Origin of the sequence: Enterobacter sp. ENT03, from assembly GCF_019218745.1 — a bacterium.
Classification (GTDB): domain Bacteria; phylum Pseudomonadota; class Gammaproteobacteria; order Enterobacterales; family Enterobacteriaceae; genus Enterobacter_D.
Genome location: NZ_JAHUXA010000018.1, coordinates 1 through 21,363, shown reverse-complemented (window position 1 = coordinate 21,363; position 21,363 = coordinate 1). Strand labels below are relative to the sequence as shown.

Annotated in this window: 22 protein-coding genes; 14 read left to right on the top strand and 8 right to left on the bottom strand. The window is 56.4% G+C overall.

Annotated features, from left to right (window positions below):
- Positions 1 to 41 precede the first annotated feature (41 nt).
- A complete protein-coding gene (locus KW828_RS18020) occupies positions 42 to 1,703 on the top strand; it encodes a putative transporter (RefSeq protein ID WP_218337674.1) in 1,662 nt (553 codons plus the stop codon).
- Here KW828_RS18020 and KW828_RS18015 read toward each other — a convergent pair.
- On the bottom strand, positions 1,683 to 2,417 hold the full coding sequence (locus KW828_RS18015; RefSeq protein ID WP_218337673.1) for a GntR family transcriptional regulator: 735 nt from the start codon (positions 2,415 to 2,417) through the stop codon (positions 1,683 to 1,685). The two genes, KW828_RS18020 and KW828_RS18015, sit on opposite strands and share 21 nt — an antisense overlap.
- Positions 2,418 to 2,637: 220 nt before the next feature.
- Between KW828_RS18015 and KW828_RS18010 the strand changes: the two genes are divergently transcribed.
- The 4 genes from KW828_RS18010 to KW828_RS17995 all read left to right on the top strand — a co-directional run bounded on the left by KW828_RS18010 (position 2,638) and on the right by KW828_RS17995 (position 6,380).
- Positions 2,638 to 4,254 (top strand): alpha-glucoside-specific PTS transporter subunit IIBC, encoded by a 1,617-nt coding sequence (locus KW828_RS18010; protein WP_218337672.1) that lies wholly within the window; start codon positions 2,638 to 2,640, stop codon positions 4,252 to 4,254.
- The gene (locus KW828_RS18005; protein WP_218337671.1) at positions 4,251 to 5,573 is read left to right on the top strand and encodes a 6-phospho-alpha-glucosidase; all 1,323 of its coding nucleotides are present in this window, start codon (positions 4,251 to 4,253) and stop codon (positions 5,571 to 5,573) included. Before KW828_RS18010 ends, KW828_RS18005 begins: the two co-directional genes overlap by 4 nt.
- 110 nt (positions 5,574 to 5,683) lie before the next feature.
- Positions 5,684 to 6,031 carry a YidH family protein gene (locus tag KW828_RS18000; protein ID WP_218337670.1) on the top strand — a complete coding sequence of 116 codons (348 nt, stop codon included), beginning with the start codon at positions 5,684 to 5,686 and terminating at the stop codon, positions 6,029 to 6,031.
- A complete protein-coding gene (locus tag KW828_RS17995; protein WP_218337669.1) occupies positions 6,021 to 6,380 on the top strand; it encodes a DUF202 domain-containing protein in 360 nt (119 codons plus the stop codon). Before KW828_RS18000 ends, KW828_RS17995 begins: the two co-directional genes overlap by 11 nt.
- Positions 6,381 to 6,390: 10 nt before the next feature.
- On the opposite strand, the gene dsdA is transcribed toward KW828_RS17995, so the two are convergent.
- Positions 6,391 to 7,710 carry a D-serine ammonia-lyase gene (gene dsdA, locus KW828_RS17990; protein WP_218337668.1) on the bottom strand — a complete coding sequence of 440 codons (1,320 nt, stop codon included), beginning with the start codon at positions 7,708 to 7,710 and terminating at the stop codon, positions 6,391 to 6,393.
- A gap of 145 nt (positions 7,711 to 7,855) precedes the next feature.
- Between dsdA and KW828_RS17985 the strand changes: the two genes are divergently transcribed.
- Positions 7,856 to 8,908, top strand: coding sequence for a cellulase family glycosylhydrolase (locus KW828_RS17985; protein WP_218337667.1), 1,053 nt, complete (start codon positions 7,856 to 7,858; stop codon positions 8,906 to 8,908).
- Here the strand turns inward: KW828_RS17985 and emrD are convergent.
- The 5 genes from emrD to KW828_RS17960 form a co-directional block, all read right to left on the bottom strand.
- A complete protein-coding gene (gene emrD / locus KW828_RS17980; RefSeq protein ID WP_218337666.1) occupies positions 8,811 to 9,995 on the bottom strand; it encodes a multidrug efflux MFS transporter EmrD in 1,185 nt (394 codons plus the stop codon). The two genes, KW828_RS17985 and emrD, sit on opposite strands and share 98 nt — an antisense overlap.
- Before the next feature lie 177 nt (positions 9,996 to 10,172).
- A complete protein-coding gene (locus KW828_RS17975; RefSeq protein ID WP_218337665.1) occupies positions 10,173 to 11,006 on the bottom strand; it encodes a DMT family transporter in 834 nt (277 codons plus the stop codon).
- A gap of 131 nt (positions 11,007 to 11,137) precedes the next feature.
- Positions 11,138 to 11,227 (bottom strand): type I toxin-antitoxin system toxin TisB, encoded by a 90-nt coding sequence (gene tisB, locus KW828_RS17970; protein ID WP_088221237.1) that lies wholly within the window; start codon positions 11,225 to 11,227, stop codon positions 11,138 to 11,140.
- Between the two features lie 501 nt (positions 11,228 to 11,728).
- The gene (locus KW828_RS17965; protein WP_218337664.1) at positions 11,729 to 12,505 is read right to left on the bottom strand and encodes a hypothetical protein; all 777 of its coding nucleotides are present in this window, start codon (positions 12,503 to 12,505) and stop codon (positions 11,729 to 11,731) included.
- Between the two features lies 1 nt (position 12,506).
- The gene (locus KW828_RS17960) at positions 12,507 to 12,704 is read right to left on the bottom strand and encodes a hypothetical protein (protein ID WP_218337663.1); all 198 of its coding nucleotides are present in this window, start codon (positions 12,702 to 12,704) and stop codon (positions 12,507 to 12,509) included.
- A 219-nt stretch (positions 12,705 to 12,923) separates the two neighbouring features.
- On the opposite strand from KW828_RS17960, the gene fic reads away from it, so the two are divergent.
- From fic to ilvN, 4 genes are all read left to right on the top strand, one after another.
- The gene (gene fic, locus KW828_RS17955; RefSeq protein ID WP_218337662.1) at positions 12,924 to 14,003 is read left to right on the top strand and encodes a protein adenylyltransferase Fic; all 1,080 of its coding nucleotides are present in this window, start codon (positions 12,924 to 12,926) and stop codon (positions 14,001 to 14,003) included.
- 130 nt (positions 14,004 to 14,133) lie between these two features.
- Positions 14,134 to 14,232, top strand: coding sequence for an ilvB operon leader peptide IvbL (gene ivbL, locus KW828_RS17950; protein WP_088221233.1), 99 nt, complete (start codon positions 14,134 to 14,136; stop codon positions 14,230 to 14,232).
- 100 nt (positions 14,233 to 14,332) lie between these two features.
- A complete protein-coding gene (gene ilvB, locus KW828_RS17945; protein WP_218337661.1) occupies positions 14,333 to 16,021 on the top strand; it encodes an acetolactate synthase large subunit in 1,689 nt (562 codons plus the stop codon).
- Positions 16,022 to 16,024: 3 nt separating this feature from the next.
- A complete protein-coding gene (ilvN, locus tag KW828_RS17940) occupies positions 16,025 to 16,315 on the top strand; it encodes an acetolactate synthase small subunit (protein ID WP_072570949.1) in 291 nt (96 codons plus the stop codon).
- 8 nt (positions 16,316 to 16,323) lie between these two features.
- Here ilvN and KW828_RS17935 read toward each other — a convergent pair whose 3' ends face one another.
- The gene (locus KW828_RS17935) at positions 16,324 to 17,112 is read right to left on the bottom strand and encodes a DeoR family transcriptional regulator (RefSeq protein ID WP_218337660.1); all 789 of its coding nucleotides are present in this window, start codon (positions 17,110 to 17,112) and stop codon (positions 16,324 to 16,326) included.
- A 185-nt stretch (positions 17,113 to 17,297) separates the two neighbouring features.
- On the opposite strand from KW828_RS17935, the gene rbsK reads away from it, so the two are divergent.
- From rbsK to KW828_RS17915, 4 genes are all read left to right on the top strand, one after another.
- Positions 17,298 to 18,218, top strand: coding sequence for a ribokinase (gene rbsK / locus KW828_RS17930; RefSeq protein ID WP_218337659.1), 921 nt, complete (start codon positions 17,298 to 17,300; stop codon positions 18,216 to 18,218).
- 153 nt (positions 18,219 to 18,371) lie between these two features.
- Positions 18,372 to 19,703, top strand: coding sequence for an L-fucose:H+ symporter permease (gene fucP / locus KW828_RS17925; RefSeq protein ID WP_218337658.1), 1,332 nt, complete (start codon positions 18,372 to 18,374; stop codon positions 19,701 to 19,703).
- Positions 19,675 to 20,691 carry an aldose 1-epimerase family protein gene (locus tag KW828_RS17920; RefSeq protein WP_218337657.1) on the top strand — a complete coding sequence of 339 codons (1,017 nt, stop codon included), beginning with the start codon at positions 19,675 to 19,677 and terminating at the stop codon, positions 20,689 to 20,691. The genes fucP and KW828_RS17920 overlap by 29 nt, the downstream gene beginning before the upstream one ends.
- 65 nt (positions 20,692 to 20,756) lie before the next feature.
- Positions 20,757 to 21,209, top strand: a complete 453-nt coding sequence (locus tag KW828_RS17915; RefSeq protein ID WP_218337656.1) for a DUF1198 family protein — start codon at positions 20,757 to 20,759, stop codon at positions 21,207 to 21,209.
- Positions 21,210 to 21,363 lie beyond the last annotated feature (154 nt).

Genomic DNA, 21,363 nt, shown 5'->3' with positions numbered 1-21,363 from the left:
AAATCCCTGTAAATATTAGTGTTATTCACAAGGATCCCTTTATGAGTGAGATAGCGTTAACGGTCAGTATTCTGGCGCTGGTTGCTGTCGTGGGTTTGTGGATCGGCAACATCAAAATCCGCGGCGTGGGTTTTGGGATTGGCGGCGTGCTGTTTGGCGGCATTATCGTCGGGCATTTTGTCGATCAGGCCGGGATCGGCCTTAGCAGCGACATGCTGCACGTGATGCAGGAGTTTGGTCTGATCCTGTTCGTGTACACCATCGGTATCCAGGTCGGGCCGGGCTTTTTCGCCTCGTTGCGGGTGTCGGGATTACGCCTCAACCTGTTCGCCGTGCTGATTGTGGTGATGGGCGGGCTGGTCACGACGCTACTGCATAAGTTTTTTGCCATTCCGTTACCGGTCGTGCTGGGGATTTTCTCCGGCGCGGTCACTAACACGCCCGCGCTGGGTGCGGGGCAGCAAATCCTGCGGGATTTAGGCACGCCGGGCGACATCGTCGATCAGATGGGCATGAGCTACGCGATGGCCTATCCGTTCGGCATCTGCGGCATTCTGCTGACCATGTGGCTGATGCGGCGGCTGTTTCGCGTCAATATCGACCACGAAGCGCAGCAGCATGAGGAGAGCGCCGGTAACGGTCATCCTCAGCTTAAAACCATCAATATCCGCGTGGAAAACCCCAACCTGAACCGCATGGCGATCCAGGATGTGCCGGTACTTAACAGCGATAACATTATCTGCTCCCGTCTGAAACGCGATGACACCCTGATGGTGCCGTCGCCGTCCACGCTGATCATGCACGGCGACCTGCTGCACCTCGTTGGTCAGGAGGCGGATCTGCGTAACGCGCTGGTGGTTATCGGTCAGGAAGTCGATACCTCGCTCTCCACGCGCGGCACCGATCTGCGCGTTGAACGTGTCGTGGTGACTAACGAAAAGGTACTCGGCAAAAAAATCCGCGATCTGCACCTCAAGCAGCGTTACGACGTGGTGATCTCGCGCCTCAACCGCGCCGGGGTCGAGCTGGTGGCCAGCAGCCATGCCAGCCTGCAATTTGGTGATATTCTCAACCTGGTGGGACGTCAGGCGTCTATTGATGCGGTGGCCGCCGAAGTCGGCAACGCGCAGCAAAAACTCCAGCAGGTGCAGATGCTGCCGGTATTTATCGGCATCGGCCTCGGCGTGCTGTTAGGCTCCATTCCCCTGTACGTGCCGGGCTTTCCGGTGGCGTTAAAACTGGGGCTGGCAGGCGGGCCGCTGATCATGGCGCTGATCCTCGGGCGTATCGGCAGCATCGGCAAGCTGTACTGGTTTATGCCGCCCAGTGCCAACCTTGCACTGCGTGAGCTGGGAATTGTGCTGTTTCTGGCGGTGGTCGGCTTAAAATCCGGCGGCGATTTCATCGACACGCTGATTAACGGCGACGGTCTTAACTGGATGGGCTACGGCATGCTGATCACCGCCGTGCCGCTGATCGCCGTCGGTCTGCTGGCGCGTATCTTCACCAAAATGAACTACCTGACGCTGTGCGGCATGCTGGCCGGTTCAATGACCGATCCCCCGGCGCTGGCCTTCGCCAACGGTCTGCACGCCACCAGCGGTGCGGCCGCGCTCTCCTATGCCACCGTGTACCCGCTGGTGATGTTTCTGCGCATCATCACTCCGCAGCTGCTGGCGGTATTATTCTGGGGAATGGGTTAACAGGGTTTCCGGACGGATGCGATGCAGGTGGTAATCCACCTGGTACTCGCTGGTATTACGGTACATCACGGAATAGTTAAGAAACTCGCCGCTGTCGCTGTAGGAAAGGGACGTGATGCGCAGCAGCGGCGTATGTTCTGGCACGTTGATAAAGCTGGCGAGCTGTTTATCCGCCAGCATCGGCGTCAGGCTTTCATAATTGCCGCTGATGGTTATGCCGCACTCCTTCTCGATGTAATCAAATTTTGAGCCTTCCAGATGCACCAGCGACAGGTTGCGAAACAGCTTCACCGGCATATAACTGTCTTCCAGCATCAGCGGTTTGCCCTCCACATAGCGGATGCGGCGTGAAAAGTAGATCCGCTCGTTAATCTGGATGCGCAACTGGCTGGCGATGGCGGGCGGCGCGGGCATCAGTTCAAACACCAGCACCTTGCTGGAGACGTTTTTCCCCTGCTGGCGCATCACCTCCACAAAGCCGGTAAGATTGGTGGTTTCGTGATGAACATCCTTACGCGCCACAAAGGTGCCGCTGCCATGACGGCGTACCACTAATCCCCAGCCCACCAGCAGATCAATCGCCTTGCGGATGGTCATCCGCGCCACGCCAAATTCCTGCGCCAGCGTTTTCTCGCCAGGTAACGGACTGCCAATATTGTAATCCGAAGAATTCAGCCGCAGACGTAATCGTTCGGCAATGGATTTATAGATCATCTGTAGATCTCTCTGTGCCTGTGAACAGGGATAGTGCCGCTGAACATGTCCAGTTTATTTAAGAAAAGTAGACCTGATAGCGCGAAATAAAACCATGAAAGGGATCACGGAACGCAGCGGCGCGTCATGTCGCCAGAACCGCAACTCTCTATTCTCCAGCCACCAGTATTACTACAAAAAACCATTAACCCTACATTTGTTGTTTTATGAGGATGTAAAAATGCTCAGTCAAATACAACGCTTTGGTGGCGCGATGTTCACCCCGGTTTTGCTGTTTCCGTTTGCCGGCATGATCGTCGGCATTGCCATTATGCTGCAAAATCCCCTGTTTATTGGCGAATCGCTGACGCGGCCCGACAGCTTATTTTTTCAAATCGTAAAGATTATTGAAGAGGGCGGATGGGCAGTATTTCGCAATATGCCGCTTATTTTCGCTGTCGGTTTGCCGCTGGGCCTGGCTAAACAGGCGCATGGCCGGGCTTGCCTTGCCGTATTAATTTCTTTTCTGACCTGGAACTATTTTATTGGCGCGATGGGCATGGCCTGGGGCGATTTTTTTCACGTTAATTTCAACAGTGAACCCGTTGCCGGAAGCGGTCTGACGATGATCGCCGGGATTAAAACGCTCGACACCAGCATTATTGGCGCGATTGTCATTTCCGGCCTCGTGACGGCCATCCATAACCGCTTTTATGATAAGAGCCTGCCGGTGTTTCTCGGCATTTTTCAGGGCACCTCTTTTGTGGTGATTGTCGCCTTTTTCGTTATGCTCCCCTGCGCATGGTTAACACTCCTGTGCTGGCCAAAAGTGCAGGTGGCTATTGGGTCGCTGCAAACGTTTTTAAGCGGTGCCGGGGCGCTGGGCGTATGGATCTATACATTACTTGAGCGACTGTTAATTCCCACCGGGTTACACCATTTTGTTTATGGCCCGTTTATTTTCGGCCCGGTGGTCATTGAGGGCGGATTACAGCCGTACTGGGTTCAGCATATTCATGAATTCAGCCAGAGCACCCAGCCATTAAAAGATCTCTTTCCGGCAGGTGGCTTCGCGATGCATGGTAATTCCAAAGTATTTGGCGCACCGGGAATTGCACTGGCGATCTATTTTACCGCCGCGCCGCAAAACCGGGTGAAAGTCGCCGGATTATTAATTCCGGCGACCCTGACCGCTATTCTGGTCGGTATTACCGAACCGCTGGAATTTACCTTCTTATTTATCGCGCCATTTCTGTTCGTTATTCACGCGCTGTTAGCCGCAACCATGACCGCCATCATGTATATGGCGGGCGTCGTCGGTATGTTCGGCGGCGGTTTGCTTAATGAGTTTTTACCCCTCAACTGGATGCCAATGTTCCATAACCACGCTTCGGTGATGTTTATTCAGCTCGGCATTGGTCTCACGTTCACCGCCATCTGGTTTGTGGTTTTCCGCGCCTTGATCCTGCGCTTTAACCTGAAAACCCCTGGCCGTGAAGAGAGCGAAATCAAACTCTACAGCAAAGCCGATTACAACGCCGCGCAGGGTCGGACGCCTGTGGCGGCACAGACCAAAACAGGGCAGGCCGCTGGTTTCCTGCATGCGCTGGGCGGCGCGGCAAATATTGAAAGCGTTAATAACTGCGCCACGCGGCTGCGTATCACGCTGGTCGATATGGCGAAAACCCAAAGTGACGAGGTGTTTAAAGCCCTGGGCGCGCACGGTGTCGTGCGGCGCGGCAACGCCATTCAGGTGATTGTCGGCCTGCACGTTCCCCTGGTGCGCGATCAGCTGGAAAGCCTGATGAAAGCTCCTTTATCAAACCAACCATCCCCCATGACAGAGGTCATATCATGAAAAAATTCTCGGTCGTCATTGCTGGCGGCGGCAGCACCTTTACCCCCGGCATCGTGTTGATGTTACTCGCCAATCAGGATCGTCTGCCGCTACGGGCGCTGAAGTTTTATGACAACGATGGCGCGCGCCAGGAGGTGATTGCCGAAGCCTGTAAAGTCATCCTGCGTGAACAGGCACCGGACATCGAGTTTTGCTATACCACCGATCCGCAAACCGCGTTCAGCGATGTCGATTTTGTGATGGCGCATATCCGCGTGGGTAAATACCCGATGCGTGAAAAAGACGAGAAGATCCCGCTGCGACACGGCGTGGTCGGCCAGGAAACCTGCGGGCCGGGCGGTATTGCCTACGGAATGCGCTCCATTGGCGGCGTGCTGGAGCTGGTGGATTATATGCAGACGTATTCGCCCCACGCCTGGATGCTGAACTACTCCAATCCGGCGGCGATTGTCGCAGAAGCCACGCGGCGACTGCGCCCGGTGGCCAAAATCCTCAATATCTGCGATATGCCGATTGGTATTGAAGGGCGCATGGCGCAGATCCTCGGCCTGCAGGACCGCAAACAGATGATCACCCGCTATTACGGGCTGAATCATTTTGGCTGGTGGCATGCGATAGAGGACCTGGAAGGCAACGATTTAATGCCCGCGCTGCGCAAATACGTGGCTGAACACGGCTACATTCCACCGGCAAATGATGCCCATACGGAAGCGAGCTGGAACGATACGTTCGCGAAGGCGAAGGATGTGCAGGCGCTGGATCCGGCTACGCTGCCGAATACCTACCTGAAATATTATCTGTTCCCGGATTATGTTGTGGCGCACGCCAATCCCGCGCGTACACGGGCGAACGAGGTGATGGATCACCGGGAGAAGCACGTGTTCAGCGCCTGCCGCGCGATTATTGAGGCCGGGCATTCTGCCGCCGGTGAGCTGGAAATCGACGAGCATGCGTCTTATATCGTCGACCTGGCGGCGGCCATCGCCTTCAACACGCAACAGCGCATGCTGCTGATCGTGCCGAACAACGGCGCTATCGCCAATTTTGATGCCGACGCGATGGTGGAGATCCCCTGTCTGGTAGGAAAAAATGGCCCGGAGCCGCTGACGGTCGGCAACATTCCGCACTTCCAGAAAGGGCTGATGAGCCAGCAAGTGGCGGTGGAAAAACTGGTGGTCGATGCCTGGGAGGAGGGGTCATACCTTAAACTGTGGCAGGCTATTACGCTCTCGAAAACCGTGCCGAGCGCCTCTGTCGCCAAAGCGATCCTCGATGACTTAATTGCCGCCAATAAAGACTACTGGCCGCGATTAAGTTAATCCTGCCCGGCCTGCGGTTTACCCCGCAGGCCGGGTAAGTTTTATAGTGCCCTACCGCCTCCCCCTCAGCTAGAATTGGCGCTCATCTGTTTATTCAGGGAAGCCACACCATGAAAATTTCCCGCGTCGGCGAAGCGCCGGACTACCGCTTCTCGCTGGCCAACGAGCGTACCTTTCTGGCATGGATCCGCACTGCGCTTGGGTTTTTAGCCGCAGGCGTCGGGCTGGATCAGCTCGCGCCGGATTTTGCCACGCCGCTGATCCGCGAACTGCTGGCGCTACTGCTGTGCCTTTTTGCGGGCGGGCTGGCGATTTACGGTTATCTGCGCTGGCTGCGCAATGAGAAGGCGATGCGGCTGAAAGAAGATCTGCCGTATACCCGCACGCTGCTGGTGATCAGCTTTATTCTGACGCTCGTCGCTGTCGTCGTCATGGCGCTGGTGTTCTATGCCGGATAGCCGCAAAGCGCGCCGCGAGCAGGATCCCGGTCTGCAACCGGAGCGCACCTCGCTGGCCTGGTTTCGCACGCTGTTAGGCTACGGGGCGCTGATTGCGCTGGCAGCCAGGCATCACTGGTTTGAATCCGGGGTGGCATTCTGGATCTCGCTGGCGGCGCTGGCGCTCACCGCGCTGATCCTCTGGCGTTATACCCGCAGCCGTAACCTGATGGATGTCAGCCACAGCGACTTCGTGCAGCCAGCCGCGGTGCGCGACAAGTTCCTCATCGCGCTGGCGGTGTTGTGCCTCGCGCTGTTGTTTGCGCTTACGCATATTCGCCAGGTGACGAGCATGCTCGCCGCCTGGTGATAACGCGCCGTCAGCGGCCTTTCGCCAGATACTGCGCCATTTCCGCCTCCGGCACCATGCCGCCGCCCGTCGCCCACACCAGATGAGTGGCGTTTTGCAGCTGTGCGGCGCTAAAGCCGTGCATCTGCTGATAGGCTGCCGATCCGCACACGTGCTGCGGCCCGGCCATACCTGCCAGCGCCGACGGCTCAAGACGGATATTTTCCTCCTGCGACAGCCAGCCGAGCATGTCGTACAGGCTTTGATCGTCCAGCGTGTAAAACCCATCGAGCAGCCTTTCCATGGCGCGGCCCACGAAGCCGGACGCCCGCCCCACTGCCAGACCATCGGCAGCGGTCAGGTTATCGATCCCCAGATCCTGCACCGCAATACCATCATGCAGCCCGGTATAGACGCCGAGCAGCATGCACGGCGAGTGGGTAGGTTCCGCGAACAGGCAATGAACGTGATCCCCAAAGGCCATTTTCAGGCCGAATGCCACGCCGCCCGGTCCGCCGCCCACGCCGCACGGCAGGTAGACGAATAACGGATGATCGGCATCGACCCGCAGCCCGCGCGCGGCAAACTGCGCTTTCAGCCGCTCTCCGGCCACCGCGTATCCCAGAAATAGGGTGCGTGAATTTTCATCGTCGATAAAAAAGCAGTTGGCGTCCGACGCCGCCGCTTTGCGCCCCTGCTCCACCGCCACGCCGTAATCTTCATCGTATTCCACCACATTGACGCCATGGCGGCGCAGCGTGGCTTTTTTCCATTCACGGGCATCGGCGGACATATGCACCGTCACCTTAAAACCGAGGCGGGCACTGATAATGCCAATGGATAAGCCGAGATTCCCCGTCGAGCCTACGGCGATGCTGTAGCGTGAGAAAAAGGCCTTACACGCTGGCGTGAGCAGGCGGCGATAGTCATCTTCCGGCGTCAGCAGCCCGGCAGCGAATGCCAGTTTCTCGGCATGGGTCAGCACTTCAAAGATGCCCCCGCGCGCCTTGATGGAGCCGGAAATCGGCAGATGGCTGTCTTTTTTCAGCCACAGCGTGCCGTTAATAGCCGCGCCGTATTCTATTTGCAGCCGTTGCTGCATGGCGGGGATCGCCACCAGTTCAGACTCAATCATCCCCTGGCTGGCGGCGGTTTCCGGGAAGGCCTCGGCCAGCCAGGGCGCGAAGCGCGCCAGCCTCGCGTGGGCGGCTGCGATGTCGTCAGCGGTAAGCCCCACCCAGGGCAGGCCTTCGGCCAGCGACGTGGTGTGTGGATTAAACCAGCACGCCTCCTGCAAATTGATCAGCGAGGCGACAAGCGGAAAGCGGGCAGTCAGTTCGGCAGGTGTCATGGCGGTTCCCTTTGCAAAAGCGAGTGTTAAAGAAAACAGGAAGACGGCAGGGATGCAAGCGATGCCAACAATTTACGCTACACGGAATACGGAAAAGCATGCTAAAAAACACCTCTTTGCCACGCCATTTCATGCAGGGTTCATCGTGTATAAAACCGTGATCGCCAGTGCGTTGCTGTTTGCTGCCAGCGCCGCGTATGCCGCGCCGACGCTGACGGCAGCCCGTTACGCCGCGCAGCTGGGGCCTGGCATGGATGTTGACTGGGCGCGCACCGAGCGCGGTATCCGCGAATTCGATCCGCTGGTGGTGAGAGATTTTGCGGCGCTGGGTATCCATCATGTGCGTATCCGCGTGGCGCAGAACATGACCGAGGCGCGGCTGGTGCACCTGCGTAAGCTGGTGGAGGCATGCGAGCAGTACGGCGTCATCCCGATCATCGCTTTTCAGGCCGATGGCTTTAAGGCCGATCCGCTGAAAAACGAGGCGGCGTTACTGGCATGGTGGACGACGGTGGCGCGCTATTTTGGCACGGACCATCCGCTGCTTGGCTTTGATTTGATCTACGAACCGGCAGAGAAACTCAATCACGATCAGGCGGCGCTGAACCGTGTCTATGATCGGCTGATCAAAACCCTGCACGGCATTGATCCCCGGCGCATGATTTTTGTCGCCCCGCGCCTGCGCTCGGCCCCGGAAGCGCTGACCGAGCTGAAACTGCCGCCGCACAGCCAGAATTTCGTGCTGGCGGAGTGGCATATTTTTGGCTGGGGACCGCAAAAAAGTAACGGCAAATACCCGTGGACATCCGGTACGGCCGCTGAGAAAGCCGCCATCCGCGCGCGTATCAACGCGGCGCTGCGCTGGCAGCAGAAAACCGGACACGTTAGCTGGGTGGGTGGCTGGGCGGTGGGGGAATCCATTAAAAGCGCGCCGACGGCCTCACAGCTGGCCTTCGCCACCTTTATGGCCTGCGAACTGAAGCGGGCAAAAATCCCTTATGCCATCAATGCCGACGCGCAGTTTTATGATGGTGAGGAGGGCGCGTGGCGACCTGGCCCCGCGCCGCTGTTAAAAACGATGATTGACCCGCCGTGTGAGGTTAAACCGCCGGTTCGTGATGGGCAAAGCGTGACGCCAGCGGCAGCCAGCACAACAGGATCAGCAGCCCCATCAGCGTCATCAGCATCCCAAGGCTAGCCTGACCGGTTTGCGGCAGCATGGCTGACAGCCACGCCAGCACGCCGGAACCGATATTTTGCAGGCCGCCGACCAGCGCGCCCGCGGTGCCTGCCAGAAATGGAAATGGCTCCATTGCGCCGCTGGTGGCAAGAGGAAACAGCATCCCCGCGCCGAAGAAAAACAGCGCCGCCGGAACCAGCAGCGTCCAGACGTTCATCACCCCAAACCAGCCGGGGATCCACATCATCACCCCGGCCAGCAGACAGCTGGCCACCGCCTGCCACATTAGCGTGGAAAAGCGCTTGTTCTGCCGTCCGGCAAACCATGCGCCGAAAAACGCCGCCGGGATCGGCAGAATAAACAGAATACTCACCACCATACTGCTCAGCCCCAGACCCGCGCCCAGCAGCACGCCGGAGCAGGCTTCAAACACCGCGATCCCGGCGAGGCCGCCAATCAGCATCAGCAGATAACAGGTGAAAGAACCGTTACCAAACAGTGTTTTATAGCTGGCGATAAGACGTGTGCGCGGCGCGTCCACCGGTCGGGTTTCCGGCATCCAGCGCGCCATGCTGAGGGTCACGCCGATGCACAGCAGCAGTAAAAAGGCGAAGCAGGCACGCCAGTCCCACAGCGTATTGAGCAGGCCGCCAATCAGCGGCGCCAGCAGCGGGCTGACCAGAATGCCCATGTTCAGCAGGCTGTTCGCCTGGCGCAGTTGTGTGCCGGCGTAGAGATCGCGCGGCAGGGTTCGTGCCATCACCCCGCCGACGCCGGTACCCATGCCCTGAAGCGCGCTGGCGATGATCAGCACCGTCAGGCTGGGAGAGGCGATCGCCATCACCGTGGCGAGCATGAAAATAGTCATACCGGCGAGGATCACCGGACGGCGGCCCACCCGGTCAGCAAGCGGGCCATAAAAAAGCTGTGAGACGCCATAGGTCAGCAGATAAGCCGCCATGACGCTCTGCACCGCGCCTTCCCGTACGTTGAAGGCCAGCGCCATATCAGCGATCGCCGGAATATAGATGGTCTGCGCCATCTGGCCGACCGCCACCAGCAACACCAGCATCATTAACAAATTAACGTTTCTGTCCCGTTTCATGTCGCGTAATACTTTTTAAAATTAAGGAAAAGAAGGATAAAAGCCTGGTCAGGCCGCTGAATGCGAGAGGAATCTACCACAGCGCCCGGCGAAAGCCATCATGCATGGCGTGAATGAAAGAAGGATGACAGCGGGGAAATGTAAAGAATTTGTGGCAATAAATATTGCCAGTTTACATCAGGCGAGACGCAGCAATATCGCACCCAGCGCGATACCGCAGGCGGCGGCAATCCGCATCCCGGAGACGTGCTCCTTGAGCAGCACAAACGCAATCAGCGCGCCAAACAGGATCGAGGTTTCACGCAGCGCGGCGACCACTGCCAGCGGGGCCTGGGTCATCGCCCATAGCGCCAGCCCGTAAGAGCCCATGGTGCCGAGGCCGCCAAAAATGCCCTTTTTCCAGTGCGCGCTCAGGTAGCGTGACACCTCACGACGACGGGCCATCATCGCCCAGATCAGCAGGCAGGCCCCGTTCATGAAAAAGGTCCACAGCGTATAGCCAAGGGCGGTGCCGGATACGCGCACGCCGGTGCCGTCCACCAGCGTATACCCGGCAATAAAACAGGCGTTGATCAGTGCCAGCACAATGCCTTTGCGCGGGCTGGAACGGCCATTGAACGCCATCCCCAGAATGGCGAGGCAGATCACCGCGATGCCGATCCATGCCATGGTCGACAGATGTTCCCCCAGCACCAGCACGCTGATCATCGCCACCAGTAGCGGCGCGGTGCCGCGCATCAGCGGGTAGGTCTGACTCATATCGGAAACCTGATAGGTTTTCGCCACCAGCACGGTGTAGACAACCTGCAATACGCAGGAGAGTGCCAGGTAAGGCGCGCTGGCCCATGCCGGTTGCGGTGAAAATGGCAGCAGGAGTAGTGCGATGAGCGCCGCCGATCCGCTGACGCTGATCGCTGAATAGAGCTTATTGCTGCCCGCTTTAACGATGGCGTTCCAGCTGGCGTGTAGCAGCGCGGCAAACAGCAAAATCAGGAAAACGGAGAGTGTCATAACAGGCGCGACCGGAAGAAATGTCATAAAAATGTAACACATATTGCGGGTGACGCCAGTCCATAGCGGCAGGCGCAGAAGGTGAAAGAGGGGCGGTTGCCCGCCCCTCTTCGGTGCGACTTGAACCTGAATTACCGCAGCAATCTCAGGACGGCATCAAGCAGTTGCAACAACGCAACAATGAGTTTCAGGATCAGAATAACCATATCCACTCCGCTCATACGCTTCTCCTTATGGCGTAAGGAGTACGTCCGGCTGGCTTACCTTTCCGCTGCCTGTCACCAGCCGTTTTTCACACGCTGTCGCTCCGTTAGCCTGGGGGCAGACGTGGCGAAACGAGGTTGTGTGTGTTGGCGTATCACAGTGTGCACTCCCGGGGTTAAGGCACTGACGGCACCACCCGTTTCAGCCAGGACTCATTCGCGCCCGACAAACTAGCAGCCCCGTATCGCACACTTTGAATACAGATTCAGTATAGAAAAATACTGTATGCATGAACAGTATTTTTTGGACGAAATGCGATCTTTGACCGATACTCTTACTGCGCAAAATTGCGCCTGTTGCTGATTCAACATATACTGTGAGAGTTGACGTAGCACAGTGTGTTCTGCGGTCCACCACCCCGCAAACGCTCGATAAAGCCTCATCGCACAAACCTGTTTTGTGCCAGGGGCTTAAAAGAATAACGGCCCTCATGCAGGGCCGTTTTTTTATGTGACGCGTTACTCCTCATCTTTGTCGATGTCCTTGCCGTATCCCAGCGCCAGGCTGTGGTTGGGGTCGAATAGCGACAAACTTTCCACCTGATCGAGCAAAATCACCTTCCGAAAATGAAAGGCCGAATGCGGCTCCGAGGTCAGCGTGATATTTTGCCGGGCATAGAGCGCGCTGTAGTTATTCTCGATCTTCATTTCCGCGTTGCGGGCGTCGCGATAGCCGGTGAGCATCGGGATCAGCACGATATTGTTAAAGGATTCGCCGTCCACCGTCGCAGTGTGGATCATGCCGATGTACACGCGCTGGGATTTCAGCGTCAGCCACACCAGTTGCCCGGTTTCCATGCACTGATAAAGCAACCCTTCGATACCATTGGCGCGCGACAGGTGCTTGTAGAGGTTCTTTCTGCCGGTACTGTCGAGGTTCGCGCTGCGCGCCCAGTTTGAGCGATAGAGGCAAAACAGGATCGCGAAGGCGAGGATGATCACCACCGGTGCCTGGATGCCGAGAAAGCTCCAGTTCATAAAGGTCATCTGGTAGCGATGTTCTTCGCTGCCGAACAGCCCCGGCAGGGCGTTCATCGTTACCGACGCCAGCAACAAACCAAGCCAGACGATGGCCGTCGCAATGATCCCCTGCAACACGAAAATGCAGCCGTACAGCGCCACCAGAAAATAGACATCCCAGCCGAAAGTACGGCGGAATTTCAGGCGTGTCGACAGATCGCGGCTGGTGTACCAGTAGCCGCACACCATCAACACCATAAAAATTGCCGTTCCCATCCTAAACCCTTTTCAGTGCTTCAACGTGCCGGGCAAAATCCTCGACCACCGCCGGACAATTGATATTCACGCTGGCATTGCCGTCCTCATCAATGATGATGCGCTCCCCGTCTTCAATCGATTCCTGCACCTTGTTGCGGTCGATAACGTTAAGAAGCCTCTCAGGGCTGGCAAATAGTTTATGTAGAGCATTAAACATAGGGTTTCTCTTGTGACTGCAATGAATTAACTGCCATTAATAGTAGTCGCGTTAGCCGGGGATGACCGTTGCGAACGTGTGGGAAAATCTTTCAGTGCGTGAATGAGCGGCACGACAGGGGGAAGTACATGTCGATAAAAATGGATTTTATCGACATAACGGCGTGACATGTCGATGGTATCGACATAACATGAATACATGTCGATAAAATGGAATTTAATGAACATGTGGAAGCCCGAACGGCCTTACAACCAGTTACCTTATCTGCCACCTGATGTGGAGAGAGTTGAAACCCGCGCGATACTCAAAGCGTGCATCGGCGCGCGTGCGGCGCTGGCAGAACTGAAGGCGGCAGGAGAGTTGTTGCCCGACCAGGGGCTACTGATCAACTTGTTACCGATGCTTGAAGCAAAGGATTCATCACGCATCGAAAACATTGTCACCACCAGCGATCAACTTTTTCAGTACGCTTCAAGAGAGGAGCATGCTGATCCGGCGACGAAAGAGGCGCTGCGTTATCGCACCGCACTCTATCAGGGCATCAATGAGCTGGATAAATACCCTCTTTGTGCGAGTTCAGCCATCCAAATATGTACAACCTTACGCGCCGTACAGACCGACGTGCGTAAAACGCCTGGCACGGTACTGCGCGATCAGGACATGAAAGTGATCTACACGCCACCGGAAGGTGAAAAGGTTATCCGGGATTTACTGACGAACTGGGAAACCTTTATTCACAGCGCAGATGATCTGGATCCATTAGTGAAAATGGCCATTTCTCACTATCAGTTTGAGTGTATTTACCCTTTTCCTGATGGCAACGGACGCACAGGCCGTATCCTTAATATTCTTTTTTTAATCGAGGCCGGCTTACTGAGTCTGCCCGTGCTGTACCTCTCCCGTTATATCCTGGCGCACAGGAATGAATACTATGCGTTGCTACGAGAGGTGACAGAAAAGGGGGAGTGGGAAAAATGGATCCTGTTTATGCTTAGCGCCGTTGAAAATACCGCGGTATGGACCCGAAATAAAATCGCTATCATCCGGGCACTGGTTGAAAATACGGCGCGGCTAATGCGGGAAATGTTACCCAAAATTTATAGCTGGGAATTGGTGCAAATCCTGTTTGCGCAGCCCTATTGCCGTATTGAAAACCTTGTTGAAGCTGGCATCGCCAGACGGCAAACGGCCTCCGTTTACCTAAAACAGCTGGTCGAGCTGGGTGTGCTTGAAGATGCCGTTGTTGGTCGGGAAAAGCTGTTTATCAACACCCGTTTATTGCAGGAAATGAATAATTAATACCCGTAAGCCAGGTTGCAGGAAAGCGTGATCGTTCACGCATTTTCCCCCGCTCTTACACAAAACCATTGTCACCGGCGACATCCTGTGCTTGTATGAATCCTGTTAAAAAAATGAACTGAGAACCCTAATGAACCCATCCATGCTGACCTCGACCCTACTAAATACCGCGCCATTCGCCGCGGTGGTCGTCGTGCGTGTGGTGGTGGTCGTCGGCATCGCGCCGTAGGGTCCGGAACACACGATTCCAAACCCCGCCGGCGCAAACCGGGCGGGGTTTTTTATTGCGACCTCCCCGGAAAGTCGGCCCAGAAGAACAGGACTGGAGCATGGCAATTTCGGACACAACATCACAGACAAAGCGCTTTACCGGCGCGCAATTAATCGTTCATTTACTGGAGCGCCAGGGCATCACCATCGTGACCGGTATTCCCGGCGGCACCGTGCTGCCGTTGTATGACGCCTTAAGCCAGAGTACGCAGATCCGCCATGTGCTTGCCCGTCATGAACAGGGCGCCGGTTTTATCGCCCAGGGCATGGCGCGCACACAGGGCAAACCGGCGGTATGCATGGCCTGTAGCGGGCCTGGCGCGACCAACCTGGTCACCGCTATTGCCGATGCGCGTCTCGATTCGGTTCCACTGGTGTGCATTACCGGCCAGGTTCCCTCCTCGATGATTGGCACCGACGCCTTCCAGGAAGTGGACACCTACGGCATCTCTATCCCCATCACCAAGCATAACTATCTGGTGCGTGACATCCGTGAATTGCCGCAGGTGATAAGCGACGCGTTCCGGATCGCGCAGTCAGGCCGTCCTGGCCCGGTGTGGATAGATATTCCCAAGGATATTCAGACCACTGAAATCGAACTGAGCGAGTTGCCAGCGCCTGGCGGCGTGGCGGCAGCCCCGGTTTTTGAACCGCAAAGCGTGCGTGATGCCGCGACCATGATTAACCAGGCGCAGCGCCCGGTGCTCTATCTCGGCGGCGGCGTGATCAACGCGCCTGACGCGGTGCGCACGCTGGCGGAAAAAGCGAACCTGCCTACCACCATGACGCTGATGGCCCTCGGCATGTTGCCAAAAGCGCACCCGTTATCGCTGGGGATGCTGGGAATGCACGGCGCGCGCAGCACCAACTTTATTTTGCAGGAAGCGGATCTGCTGATCGTTCTGGGGGCGCGTTTTGATGACCGGGCGATTGGCAAAGCGGAACAGTTCTGCCCGAACGCGAAAATCATTCACGTCGATATTGACCGTGCCGAGCTTGGCAAGATCCGCCAGCCGCATATCGCCATTCAGGGGGATGTCGGCGAGGTACTGGCGGAACTGAACCCGCAGATCGAGGCGCAGCCGCGCGCGGCCTGGCGCGATCTGGTCGCGCAGTTACAACGGGAATTTCCGGCGAACATGGCAGGGGCGGACGATCCGCTTTCCCATTACGGTATTATCCGCGCGGCGGCAGCCTGCGTGGACGACAGCGCCATTATCACCACCGATGTGGGCCAGCATCAGATGTGGACCGCGCAGGCCTATCCGCTGAACCGCCCGCGCCAGTGGCTGACCTCCGGTGGGCTTGGCACCATGGGCTTTGGCCTGCCTGCCGCCATTGGCGCGGCGCTGGCGAACCCGGATCGCAAAGTGCTGTGCTTCTCCGGCGACGGCAGCCTGATGATGAACATTCAGGAGCTGGCCACCGCCGCGGAAAATCATCTCGATGTAAAAATCATTCTGATGAATAACGAAGCGCTGGGGCTGGTGCATCAGCAGCAAAGCCTGTTTTATCAGCAGGGCGTGTTTGCCGCCACCTATCCGGGAATGGTGAACTTTATGCAGATCGCCGCCGGTTTTGGGCTGTACAGCTGTGATTTAAATAGCGAAGCGGATCCGCAGGCCGCCTTGCAGGCGGCGATTTCCCGCCCTGGCCCGGCGCTGATCCATGTGCGTATCGACGCTGACCAAAAAGTGTATCCGATGGTGCCGCCGGGCGCGGCCAATACTGAGATGGTGGGAGAATAAGCCATGCAACATTCTGAACATGACAACGTGATCCTTGAACTCACCGTCCGTAACCACCCCGGCGTGATGACCCATGTCTGCGGCCTGTTTGCCCGTCGCGCGTTTAACGTCGAAGGCATTCTCTGTTTGCCGCTACAGGGCGGTGAGCAAAGCCGTATCTGGCTACTGGTGGCTAACGATCAGCGACTGGAGCAGATGATAAGCCAAATCGACAAGCTGGAAGATGTGGTGCAGGTGATCCGCCATCAGACGGACCCCGGCGTGTTCAACAAACTGGGGCTGTTCTTCGAGTAAACCGCGCCTCACTCACTCCCGTTGCCGGGGGTGAGCACTTTCACAAAGCCGTTACGGCAGCGGTCGGGGTAATCCGCCGGTAACGGCCTGTCGCTGATCAGCACATCAAAAGCGGCGAGCGGCGCAATGTTCGCCTGCGCCACCTCATCAAAGCGTGCATAACGGGCAAGCAAAATCTTGCGCAGCCCGCGCTCCATCGCTTTGCGCTTCATCGGCAGATCATCCGGGTTAAACCAGGTAACGCCAAACTGCGCATGCACGCCGCTGGCCGAGATAAACACTTTGCGCGGATTGAGCGAATCGAGGATCGAGGCATTCACCGGATCGTAAAACGCATCACTTTTTGCCCGATAGGTACCGCCGCACAGCATGGCGGTGGTGTTGGGGCGCGCGTTAAGCGCCATAAAGACCTGATGGGAATAGCAAATACCGGTGAACGCGATGTCGTCGGGGATCATGCTGATCACCAGCGGCATTTCCGGGCCGTTGTCGAAAAACACCACATCGTTTTCGCTTACCAGCCCGGCGGCGAGGATAGCCATCGGCACATCATCGCGATGATGCCCGGCCACCGGCGCGACTGGCAGGCTGGCAGATAGGGCGGCGGGCTTATTCACCATCACGATATAGCCGCCTAACAACGCCAGCGGCAACGGCTCATCATCCTGGCTGAAATCGCGGCGAATCGTCATCACAGAAACTTCCAGCATACGCGCCGCCTCCTTCAGATGGATGCGATCGGTCTTTTTGAGCAGCTCCGTCAGCCGACGAATTCGCTCTTTCTGCTTGGTTTCCATTCACTTTCTCCGCAATACAGGCCTCAACGCTGATGTTCCTAAAGTAACATTTTCGCCGGAAAGCGGGAATATCGGCGATCAAAATGTTCCTGTAATCGCGAGATGAGTCACAAATGATACTAAAATAACATGGTAATGTTACGATAATATCATTGTTATGTGATTGTTTCTAAGAGGTAGTAAAAATGGATATTGCAGTCATCGGCTCCAACATGGTGGATTTGATCACCTACACCAATCAGATGCCGAAAGAGGGCGAAACCCTTGAAGCACCGGCGTTTAAAATTGGTTGCGGCGGGAAAGGCGCAAACCAGGCGGTGGCGGCGGCGAAGCTCAACTCGAAAGTGTTGATGCTGACCAAAGTGGGCGATGACATTTTTGCCGACAACACGATCCGTAACCTGGAATCCTGGGGCATCAACACCACCTACGTTGAAAAAGTGCCGTGCACCAGCAGCGGCGTGGCGCCGATTTTTGTGAATCCAAATTCCAGCAACAGCATTCTTATTATTAAGGGCGCGAATAAATTCCTCTCGCCGGAGGATATAGACCGTGCCGCAGACGATCTTAAAAAATGTAAGCTTATTGTGTTGCAGCTCGAAGTACAGCTGGAAACGGTATATCACGCCATTGAATTTGGTAAAAAACACGGCATCGAAGTTTTACTGAATCCCGCCCCGGCACTGCGTGAATTAGACATGTCCTATGCCTGCAAATGTGATTTCTTCGTGCCGAATGAAACCGAACTGGAAATACTTACCGGCATGCCAGTCGATAATCTGGATCATATCCGTCAGGCGGCCCGCAGCCTGATCGACAAAGGGCTGAATAATATTATTGTTACCATGGGCGAAAAAGGCGCGCTGTGGATGACGCGCGATATTGACGTCCATGTCCCGGCCATCAAAGTCAATGCCATTGATACCAGCGGCGCAGGCGATGCCTTTATTGGCTGCTTTGCCCACTACTATGTCCAGAGCGGTAATGTTGAAGCCGCCATGAAAAAAGCCTCACGCTTCGCTGCGTTCAGCGTAACGGGCAAAGGCACCCAGTCGTCTTACCCCAGCATTGAGCAATTCAATGAGTTTCTGGCGTTAAACGAATAATATACCCAATGCATTTCCAGTTGCATTGCGGCGGCAAAAGCGCGCAGCCCGATGAGCTTACTGTAGTAAGTGATTCGGGCGCGTAAATGCCGCCAACAAATATGCAGCTTGAAATACGAAGGGTAAAAACCCTGCAACGTAAAAGGTAGCACTATGAACGATAAAAATATCGTTCAGATGCCCGACGGGTATCTGAATAAAACCCCTCTGTTCCAGTTTATTTTGTTATCGTGCCTGTTCCCATTATGGGGATGCGCTGCTGCGTTAAACGATATATTAATTACGCAGTTTAAAAGCGTATTTTCATTAAGTAATTTCGCCTCTGCCTTAGTGCAGAGCGCGTTTTACGGCGGCTATTTCTTAATTGCTATTCCGGCTTCGCTGGTGATTAAGAAAAGCAGTTATAAGATGGCGATTTTAATCGGTCTGACGCTGTATATCGTCGGCTGTACCTTATTCTTCCCGGCATCGCACATGGCTACTTACACCATGTTCCTCGCCGCCATCTTCGCCATCGCCATTGGCTTAAGTTTCCTCGAAACGGCCGCCAATACCTACAGCTCAATGCTTGGGCCAAAATCCCACGCTACCCTGCGCCTTAACGTCAGCCAGACGTTTTATCCGGTTGGCGCGATAGCGGGCATTCTGCTCGGCAAATATCTGGTGTTTTCCGAAGGCGACAGCCTGGAAAAACAGATGGCGGGCATGAGCGCCGCGCAAATACATGACTTTAAAGTGCTGATGCTGGAAAACACCCTTGAACCCTATAAGTACATGATCATGGTACTGGTGGTGGTCATGGTGCTGTTTATGCTGACGCGTTTCCCGACCTGCAAAGTCGCACAGACCACGCAACGCCAGCGCCCGTCGGCAATGGACACGCTGCGCTATCTGGCAGGTAACGCCCGCTTCCGTCGCGGCATCATCGCGCAGTTCCTGTATGTCGGTATGCAGGTCGCGGTGTGGTCGTTCACCATCCGTCTGGCGCTGGAGCTGGGTGACATTAACGAGCGCGATGCCTCTAACTTTATGGTCTACAGCTTCATCTGCTTCTTTATCGGTAAATTTGTCGCCAACCTCCTGATGACCCGGTTCAACCCGGAAAAAGTGCTGATCCTCTATTCCGTGATTGGCGCGCTCTTCCTGGCCTACGTCGCACTCGCGCCAAACTTCAGCGCGGTCTACGTGGCGGTAGCGGTGAGCATTCTGTTCGGGCCGTGCTGGGCGACCATCTATGCCGGTACGCTGGACACCGTGGATAACGAGCACACAGAAATGGCAGGGGCGGTGATCGTGATGGCGATTGTCGGCGCGGCGGTGGTCCCGGCGGTACAGGGCTACGTGGCAGACCTGTTCCACTCGCTGCAACTCTCGTTCGTGGTGTCCATGCTGTGCTTTGTCTATGTCGGCATCTATTTCTGGCGTGAATCGAAAGTGGTTAATAAGGAGGCCCTTCATGGCAACGCGACTGACACTGTGGCGTGAGTTATTTACCGCGCAGCCGAAAATCCTGCTGGAAAACAGCGACTTTACGGTTACCGCTTTTCGTTACGCCAGCGGCGTGGAAGGGCTGAAAGTGGCGAACACCCGCGGGCATCTGGTGATCCTGCCGTGGCTGGGGCAGATGATCTGGGACGCGGAATTTGATGGTCACGACCTGACCATGAAAAACATGTTCCGCCAGCCGAAACCGGCAGCGCAGATTGTCGACACCTATGGCTGTTTCGCGTTTCACTCCGGGCTGCTGGCGAACGGCTGTCCCTCGCCGGAGGATAATCACTCGCTGCACGGTGAAATGGCCTGCGCGGCGATGGACGACGCCTGGCTGGAACTGGACGGCGAGGCGTTACGTGTCGGCGGGCGCTACGAATATGTGATGGGCTTCGGGCATCACTACGAGGCGCAGCCGTCGGTCACGCTGCATAACGCCAGCGCGCTGTTCGACATCCAGATGGCGGTGACCAATCTGGCGTCGGTGGCGATGCCGTTGCAGTACATGTGCCATATGAATTACGCATACGTGCCGCAGGCGGCGTTCAGCCAGAACCTGCCGGATGAGGCGCTGGCGCTGCGGGAGTCTGTTCCGGCGCATGTGAAGCCTACCGAACAGTGGCTGGCGTTTAACGAACGCATCCGCCAGGGCGAAACCACGGTGACTACCCTGAGCGAGCCGCAGTTTTACGATCCGGAGATCGTCTTTTTTGCCGATAAACTCGATCGCTACACGGCGACGCCCGAATTCAGTATGACCGCGCCGGACGGCACCACCTTTGTCACCCGTTTTTCCAGCGCTGAGTTCAACTATGTCACGCGCTGGATTTTATATAACGGCGATCAGCAGGTTGCAGCCTTTGCCCTGCCGGCGACCTGTCGTCCGGAAGGATTTCTGGCGGCAGAGCGTAACGGCAGCCTGCTGATGCTGGCCCCGCTGGAAACCCGGCGTTTCACCGTAACCACCGGCATAACGGCATAAACTGAGGCTGTACGTCGCCGCGTTTACCCTTATGATAAGCGCTCGCAAAAGGGGCTGGAGCTTTCATGATTTGGTTAACGCTGGCGACGCTGGTCGTCGTGTTTGTAGTGGGGTTTCGGGTATTAACCTCCGACTCCCGTCGGGCGGTGCGCCGCCTGAATGAACGGCTCGGCATCACGCCAGTGCCGGTGGAGTCGATGCTGGATCAAATGGGGAAAACCGCAGGCGCGGAGTACATTCAGTATCTGGCGCGCCCGGATGAAGCCCATCTGCAAAATGCCGCGCAGGTGCTGCTGGTATGGCAGGCGTGCATTGTCGATGCCAGCGAGCAAAACCTCCAGTACTGGCACCGTCTGCTGAAAAAAGCCCGCCTTGCCGCTCCGCTGACCGACGCCCAGGTGCGTCAGGCGCTCGGCTTCCTGCGCGAGCTGGAGCCGGACGTGGCGGAAATCAATAATTTCCAGATGCGCTACAACGCGCTCTTTATGCCGGACGACGGCGTGCACTGGCTGCATTGATTTTCCCCTCACCCCGACCCTCTCCCGTGGGGCTGAGGTATCCCCAGAAAAATGAAAGGCACGATGAAGTGTGATCTACTGGTTGCGCTAACAATACAGAAGAGACCTCATCGTGCCTTTACAGACAGTTTGCCACAAATTTTTCTCCTCGTCC